The following is an 8,398-nucleotide window of genomic DNA, read 5'->3' as shown; positions in this document are numbered from 1 at the left end:
GATTGTTCGATTAGTTCTCTGAAGGGTGCGGCTTGGGGCCGTGCGACAGGGGATTCATCATGGTAGCGATCGTCACAAGTGCCAACTTTGGCCTTCAGAACAGCTCGGCCACGGTTCTGGGCGGTGCGGGGCAGATTGGCGACAGCCGGCTGGGTGAGGCGGGCACGCGTGTGACGGTCAATGCGGCGACCGGCAACCTGATGGTCCAGAACCAGGACGAGATGCTGTTCGGCCGTGGGATCGATGCGGGGATCTCCAGCCACTATAACAGCCTGGCCAGCTATACGAGCAATGACTGGCAGCTGAACTTCAGCCGGATGACCAACACCTTGGCCGGCACGGTGAACACGGCGGGCAGCACGATCCGGCACTATACGGGGGATGGCTCGTACATCACCTATACGTGGGACGCCACCCGCAGCGCCTATGTCGGCACCGAGTCCGATGGCGCCTATGACACTCTGACCTTCGATGCGGGTACGAACAGGTGGACCTGGACCGACGGGGCGACGCGGGCATGGGATCTCTACGACGGCGCCAACAGCGGCCGTCTGATGGAATCGACGGACGCCAGCGGCAACAAGCTGACCTATACCTACACCAGTTCACGGGTGAGCCGGATCACGACGGCGAACGGCGAGTATCTCAGCCTGACCTATACGGGTTCGCTGCTCAGCTCGATCGCCACCTACAATGCCAGCAACGTCCTGATCGGGACGCGGACCCGGTACACTTACGACACCAACACGCCCAGCCGCCTGACGACGGTGACGGTGGATCTGACGCCTGAAGATAATGCGATCAGCGACGGCAAGACCTACGTCACGACCTATGACTATGTCGGCACGAGCACGCAGATCTCGCGGATCACGCAAAGCGACGGCACACTGCTGGACATCACCTATGATGGGTCCAACCGGGTTTCGACCCTGGTCCAGACGGTGTCGACGGTCGGCGGCGTCAGCACGACGTCGACCACCAGCTTCACCTACAACTCCAACAACACGGTCGTCACGGACCAGCAGGGCAATACGACGACGCTGACCTACGACAGCAAGAAGCAGCTGACGCGGCTGGTCTCCCAGCCGGCTACGGCGGGCGCTCCCGCCCAGGCCCTGGCCTTTACCTATGACGCATCTGGCAACCTGCTCTACAGCGGGCCTTCGTCCGATCCCTTGTTCAGCAATTACGCCACCAGCTGGAATGACCTTGCGAGCTCCGGTTCGTCGATCACGACGGCGCAGTCGACCGAGATCGATGGCGGGGTCAGCGTCTATCGCCGGCAGACGAACGGCACGATGCCGGCTGCCGGCTGGAACATGCGCCTGGGGCAGGGGTTCACGGCATACACGCCCGTGTCTCCCGGGCAGAATGTCCAGTTCAGCGTCTATACGGCCAGTTCGGGCGCGAGCGCGCTCACGCTTAATGCGATGTGGCGCCGGGCCGACAACAGCCTGATATCGACCAGTTCAGTGGCCCTGACGCCGGGCGGCACGCTTGGGGCAAGCGGTATCGCCACGGCGAACTTCGGCAGCCTGTCGGCGACGGCACCGGCCGAGGCGGTAAACGTGGAGTTCATGGTCCAGGGCACGGCTGCCGGCGGCCAGCATATGAGTGTCGAGATCGCGCAGCCATTGATCGCGGTGGGCGGCAGCCCGCAGGCGACGGCCTATGCGTACACATACGACAGCAAGGGCAACCGGACGTCGATGGTCGACGTTTATGGCGTTGCGACGACCTATAGCTATGATGCCAACAACCAGCTGCTGACGAAGACGGAGGCGGCGGGCACATCGGTGGCGGCGACGACGCGCTATGTTTACGATACCAGCAGTCGTCTGGTTTACACCGTCAGTCCGCGCGGCGAAGTCACGCGCTTTGTCTACAACAGCTATGGCCAGCAGACGAGCATCCTGCGTTATACGGGCCTGCTTTATCTCGGCCAGGGGGCTCTCGCGGAGGCGGACCTGAACACCTGGGCGGCGAGCGCCCCGGTCGATAAGACGCAGTTGCAGCGCACCGACATGGCCTATGACGCGCGCGGGCAAATACAGTCTGTAACGAACTTTGCCGATACCGACGCCAATGGCGCCGGCATAGTCGCGACCGCCAGCACGACCACCTATGTTTATGATCCGTACGGCCGGATGCTGAACCGCCAGCTGTCGGGTTCCGGTGCGACGGAAACCTTCGTTTATGATGGCCTGGGCCGGACCCTGAGCAGCACGGATTACAACGGCAAGCAGACGACGTCGGTCTATACCCAGAGCTCCACAGGTCTGCAGACGGCCGTGACGTTTGCCAATGGTACGGTCCGGACGTCGGTATATAACCGCGCGGGCGAACTGATCAGCGTTACCGACAGCGGCAATGGCGGCCTGACGGCGACCACGAGCTATGTCTACGATTCCGTCGGCAACCTGATCCGTACGACCGATGCGAGCGGGCTGAAGACCCATTATGTCTATGACATGCTGGGCCGCAAGGTCGCCGATGTCGCACCGGACGGGGCGATCACGGTCTACCGTTACGACGGCAACAGCCAACTGGTCGCGACGATACAGTATGCGAACAAGGTAACGTCCGGGCAGTTGAGCACGCTGGATGGCCGGACCGGCAGTTCGGCGGCTGTGCCCCTTGCGAGCGTCCTGCCGGCGGAGGATACGGCCAACGACCGCTGGAACTGGAACGTCTATGACGCTGACGGCCGCCTGATCGAGCAGATCGATGCTCAGGGCGGTGTGACGGCGCACACCTATGACGCCGCCGGCCGGCTGATCGCCACGACCGAATATGCCAGCAAGCTCGCCGCGGCGACCGTCACCGGCTTCAAGACGGTAGCCCCCGTCCGGTTGGTCCTGCCGACGGCCGATGCCGCGAACGACCGCGTGACGCGGCACTTCTACAACAGCGACGGCCAGTTGATCGGCACGCTTGATGCCGACGGCTACCTTGCTCAGATCATCTATGACGGCGGCGGCCGCAAGGTCCAGACGAAGGCTTACAATAACGCGACTAATGCGGCGAACCGCGCCAGCGGCAGCTTCGCGACCCTGCTGGCCGATGTGGGCAGCCATGCCGACGACATCAACAACTGGTGGGTCTATGACGGCCGTGGGCTGCTGCGTGCCGAGATCGATGGCCTGGGCAATGTCACGACCTATGACGAATATACGCCGGCCGGCTATGTCGGACGGGTGCGGGAAGGGCGCAATATCAGCGTCAGCACGCTGACGGCGCTCAGCTATGACGCCGTCAACAATGTCCAAAATCCGATTACGGTCTCTGAACTCCACAGCAACCTGCCTGCCACCACGCCGCAGACGACCGATTACACCTACGACCGGTACGGTCACGTTCTGACAAAGACCCTGATCCTGCAGGGCGGGGCGACAGAGGTCACGACCTACGTTTACGACGCGGCTTACAACCTGATGAAGGAAAGCACGGCCAGCTCGACGACTGCGGACGGGGACGTGGATAGCCGGACCCATCTGATCCGCTGGGACAGCCTGGGCCGTAAGGGTGCGGAACTGACCGGGGAGGGGGCGAATCGGATTGCCGGCCTGGGCGCTAATCCAACCCCGGCCGACATTGACGCGGTATGGGCCAGCAACCAGATTTCCTACGTCTATGACGCTGCCGGCCGGCTGATCAAGACCATGGATTCGGACAGCCGTCCGGTCTTCTACTATTACGACATCAACGGCCGCCTGGCCTATGAGGTCAACGGAACCGGCGACGTCACGAAATACGGCTACAATGTCTTTGGCGAAAAGACGACGGTTACCACCTACACCTCGAAGATAAGCATTGCCTCACTGTCAGGTGGTCTCATTACCTCGACCCTGACGGACAGGGTTGCGGCGATTGCCGCCAGCGCCAGCACGCGTACGGTGAACTTCAACACACTGGGGCAAATCAGTTCATCGGTCGATGCTCTGAACAAGACGACGAGCTTCGAGTATAACGCCTTCGGCGAGCTGCAGGCACGCGTCGATCCTCTGTCGGGGGCCACGACGGTCCGGACGGAGACGCTTTACACCCGCCGTGGCCTGCTGAAGACCTCGACCGCCGATGTGGGCGGTCTGGCGCGGGTTGCGTCTTACACCTATGACGCGTTCGGGCGGCAGAAGACGGTGACGGATGCCGGCAATACCACGACGAGCGCTTATGACCGTGCCGGCCAGTTGACCAGCCAGACGGATGCCCTGGGCAAGACGACCAGCTTCGTTTATGACGCTCTTGGCCGTGTCGTCCAGATAACCGACCGGAACAACAAGCAGACCAGCTACGCCTTCAGCCTGTTCGACCGCCAGGTGACGGTGACCGACGCCAACGGTGTGGTGACGACCACGACCAGCAATGCCTATGGCCAGACGGTCAGGATCGCGATCACGGGCGGCGAAACGACCACCTATGAGTACGATCTCGACGGCAACCTCACCAGGACAATCGATGGCGCCGGGACTGTAACTCACGCCTACAGCAGCGCCAGGGTGCTGACAAGGACGACCGATGCGCGTGGCATCGAGACGACCTACGACTACGATGCTGCATCCAGGGTGTTCCGTCAGAGGGTCGATCCAACCGGCCTGAACCTGGTCACTGAGCGGTCATATGACGGCAAGGGGCAGGTGCTGACCGTGACCGACGCCAACACTGTGGTGACGCGGTACGAGTACGACCTGGAAGGCCGCAAGCTGAAGGAGATCGTCGATAACGGCGGTCTGAACGTCACCACGCAATGGGCTTATGACGATGCCGGGCGCGTTGTGTCGATGACCTCGCCTGCGGGCGTGGTGGTGTCTTATGCCTATGACAAGCTCAGCCGCCTGACCAGCGAGACGCTTAATCCGGGTGGTCTGAACCTGGTCACGTCCTATGAGTATGATGCCGCCGGCAATGTGATCAAAAAGACGGATGCGGCAGGTGGGATCACGCGCAATGTCTATGACGGCAACAACCGCCTGGCCTTTACGATCGACCCTGAGAACCGGGTCAGCCAATATACGTATGACGACGAAGGCCGTCTGATCCAGACGAAGACCTACAATACGCTTTACGACGTGGCCGGCAACCGGACGCTGGCCCAGATGACGGCCTGGATCGGCGGCAAGACTTACCTGCTTACCCGCTCGGCCTATGACGCCGGCGGACGCCTGGCCTTCTCGGTCGATGCCGCCGGTGCGGTGACGGCTTACAGCTATGACGCCAATGACAATGTGACGCAGTCGGTCCAGTATGCCGTGCTTTACCCGACCGGCAACTCCGGAACGCTGTCCGATCTGGCGAGCTGGATCGTCGGAAAGACGACCGATGCGCGCACCACGACGTTCGTTTACGACGCGGCCGGACGTGTCACCAGTAAGACCGTCGATCCGGGCACGTCGCCGAAGCTGAACCTGGTGACGTCCTACACCTACGACGCCAATGGCAATGTGCTGTCCGAAACCGATCCGGCCAACCGGGTCACGCGCTATACCTATGACGCCGCCGATCGCGTAAACTTCATCATCAATCCAGACAACTCGGTCAGGGCCGTCTCTTACGACAAGGTCGGGCGTGTCATTGCGACCTATGCCTATGCCGCGTTGCACAGCGTCTCCGGTGATCGCACCTTTGCCCAGATGAAGAGCTGGGCGGACGCCAATCCCACGGGTGCGCGCGTCACACGCACAACCTATGACGCCGCTGGGCGCGAGCTCTACGCCATCAATGCCGAAAACTATGTCACGGGTTACACCTACAATGCCGACGGCCAGGTGACACAAAAGGTCGAGTACGCGGCGGTATATACCCCGGTCAACTGGAACGTTTCTGATGCGAACGGTTGGGCCAGCGCGAACACGGCGAATGCCCGGACCACGACCTATGCCTATGACGGCGCCGGGCGTCTGCAGCAGGTGACCGATCCGATGGGGATCGCGACCCGTTATGCCTATGACGGCATGGGACGGACGACGTCGGTCAAAGTCGCTTACGGAACGGCGGACGAGGCGGAAACGACCTATCTCTACTGGGCTGACGGCCAGTTACGGAGAGAGATCACGGCTGCCGGCTCGGGCGTTGCCGAGGCAACGACGTGGCGCATCTATGATGAGCAGGGGCGCGTGAAGGAAACGCGCGACGGCTTCGGCAATGGCACCAGCTATGCCTATTCTTACAACAGCACCGGCCTGGTGGTGACGACGACCAACATGACCAATGGCGCGGTCACGGTCAGCGAGAAGAACGCCTTCGGTGAACAGATCAAGGTTACCGACGCGAGGGGCTATTCCGGCTACTTCTACTACGACGCCGCCGGCCGCCAGATTGCCCAGCGCGATACCGAGGACTACTGGACGCAGACCGTCTATAATAACGCGGGCGAAGTCGATTACGTCAAACGGTTTGCCAACAAGATCGTCAACAACACTATCACCCCCGATGCCGACCGGGACAACAAGACATCCTTCACTTACGACAATGCCGGCCGGGTAAAGACCAGCATCGACGGCAACGGCAAGACGACGTCCTACGACTATAACGCCTTCGGCGACCGTGTCTCCATGACCAACGCCATGGGAGCCGTGGTCACCTATGCGTATGACAAGCGCGGCCTGATGACGAGCCAGACGACCCCCGCCGGCGTCGCCATGGATGGTTCTACCGCGATCGCGACGGCGCCCGCCGTCACAACCGCCTACACCTATAATGCCTTCGGCAACCGCACGCAGATGGTCGAAGCGCAGGGCATCGCCGGTGTGGCGCGCACCACGAACTATGCCTATGACAAGAACAACCAGCTGATCACCCAGACCGGGGATGCCGTTACCACGACGAACATCAACGGCTTCACCTGGACCGTTACCCCGACCCAGAGCTTCAGCTACGATCTTCGCGGCAACCAGGTGACGGCGACCGATGCCAATGGTGCGGTGACCACAAGCTATTACGACAAGCAGAACCGCAAGACGGCCCAGGTCGATGCCGTGGGTGCGCTGACGGTCTGGGCCTATGATGACAACGGCAATGTCATCAACCAGAAGGCTTACGCGGGCACCCATGCAACGGGTAACCCCGCGGCACAGCCGGCTGCTTCGGGAAGCGTGCGCGAGACGACCTATGCTTACGACAGCGCCAACCGGCTGACCGCGACGAATGTCCTGGGCGTTCCCATGGGCAGCTGGAGCCTTGTGGCAAACGGCTGGAACTCGCAGACCGCCACGGTCACGACCACGACGACCTATGACCTGAACGGCAACGCGATCAGCCAGACCAACGGCAATAACAACACCAGCTATACCTGGTACGACAAGCTGAGCCGCAAGATCGCCGCCGTCGACGCCGAAGGCTACATGACCAAGTATGAACTGGATCATGAAGGCAATGTCGTCAAGCAAACCCAGTATGTGACCAAGCTTACGGGCACACTCACCGCCGGTGGCACGCCGCCGGCCGCGCCAGGCGCCCATGCCGACGACCGTATCACCGAGTATCAGTACGACCACAACGGCCAGCGTGTGAAAGAGACCCGCAAGCTGGCGGATTATTCGACCGTCAGTGGCAACAGCATCGTCAATACGACGGATCAGGATGTCTCGGCGACCTTCGTGTACAACAACCTCGGCCAGGTCATACAAAAGACCGAAGCGACGGGTGAGGTCACGACCTTCCTTTATGACAATCTCGGCCGTGTCGCCATCGCGACGACAGCCAGCGGCCTGAGGACCTTGTCGACCTATGATGGCCTGGGCAATCTGCTGACGACGACCGCCGGCTATGGAACGGCTGGCGCCCAGACGACGACCTATACTTACGGTCCGGGCGGGCGGCTGAAGGACAAGACCGACGCCGAAGGCTTCAAGATCACCTATGGCTACGACGCCAACGGCCAGAAGACGATCGAGTGGTACGACCGCAAGCTGTCGAACAACACGACCATCCGGGAAGCAAAGCAGTTCGGCTACGATGCTATCGGTCAATTGATCCTGGAAGGCGCGGGGAGCTGGACCGGTAGCCAGTACGTCTCCGTCCAGGCGACCGACAGCTGGTACAATGCCTATGGCGAACTCATGGCGCGCGGTACCAACACCAATCGCGACCTCGCCAAGGCCCAGGAATACGCCGACTACGACGCCGCCGGCCGTGCCTGGCGCACCAATATGGGCGATGGCGTCGCCAAGGTCTACTTCTACGACGCCAACGGCAATACCACCTTGCAGATCCAGAGCCGGTACGCGGGGACGACCGACCTGCGCGACATCGCCAGCCACGGCGATTCCCTCGCGGCAACGGATGTCACCCGGATCTACAGCGTTTATAACAAACGCAACGAACTGATCGACGTCAGACGGCCCGTCAGCGTCAATCTCGACGGCACCGTCGCCAGCGGCGGCAATGTCGTCGTCGATAC

The 8,398-nt window shown here is 61.6% G+C and carries 1 protein-coding gene; it reads left to right on the top strand.

The features are described from left to right. Positions 1 to 59: 59 nt before the first annotated feature. A partial coding sequence (locus tag J2X24_RS22310) for an RHS repeat protein (RefSeq protein WP_209726287.1) occupies positions 60 to 8,398 on the top strand: 8,339 nt, incomplete at its 3' end.

Origin of the sequence: Asticcacaulis solisilvae (assembly GCF_017875235.1) — a bacterium.
Taxonomy (GTDB): domain Bacteria; phylum Pseudomonadota; class Alphaproteobacteria; order Caulobacterales; family Caulobacteraceae; genus Asticcacaulis; species Asticcacaulis solisilvae_A.
The sequence above is the reverse complement of the archived record's forward strand: the minus strand, read 5'-3'. Positions and strand labels throughout refer to the sequence as shown.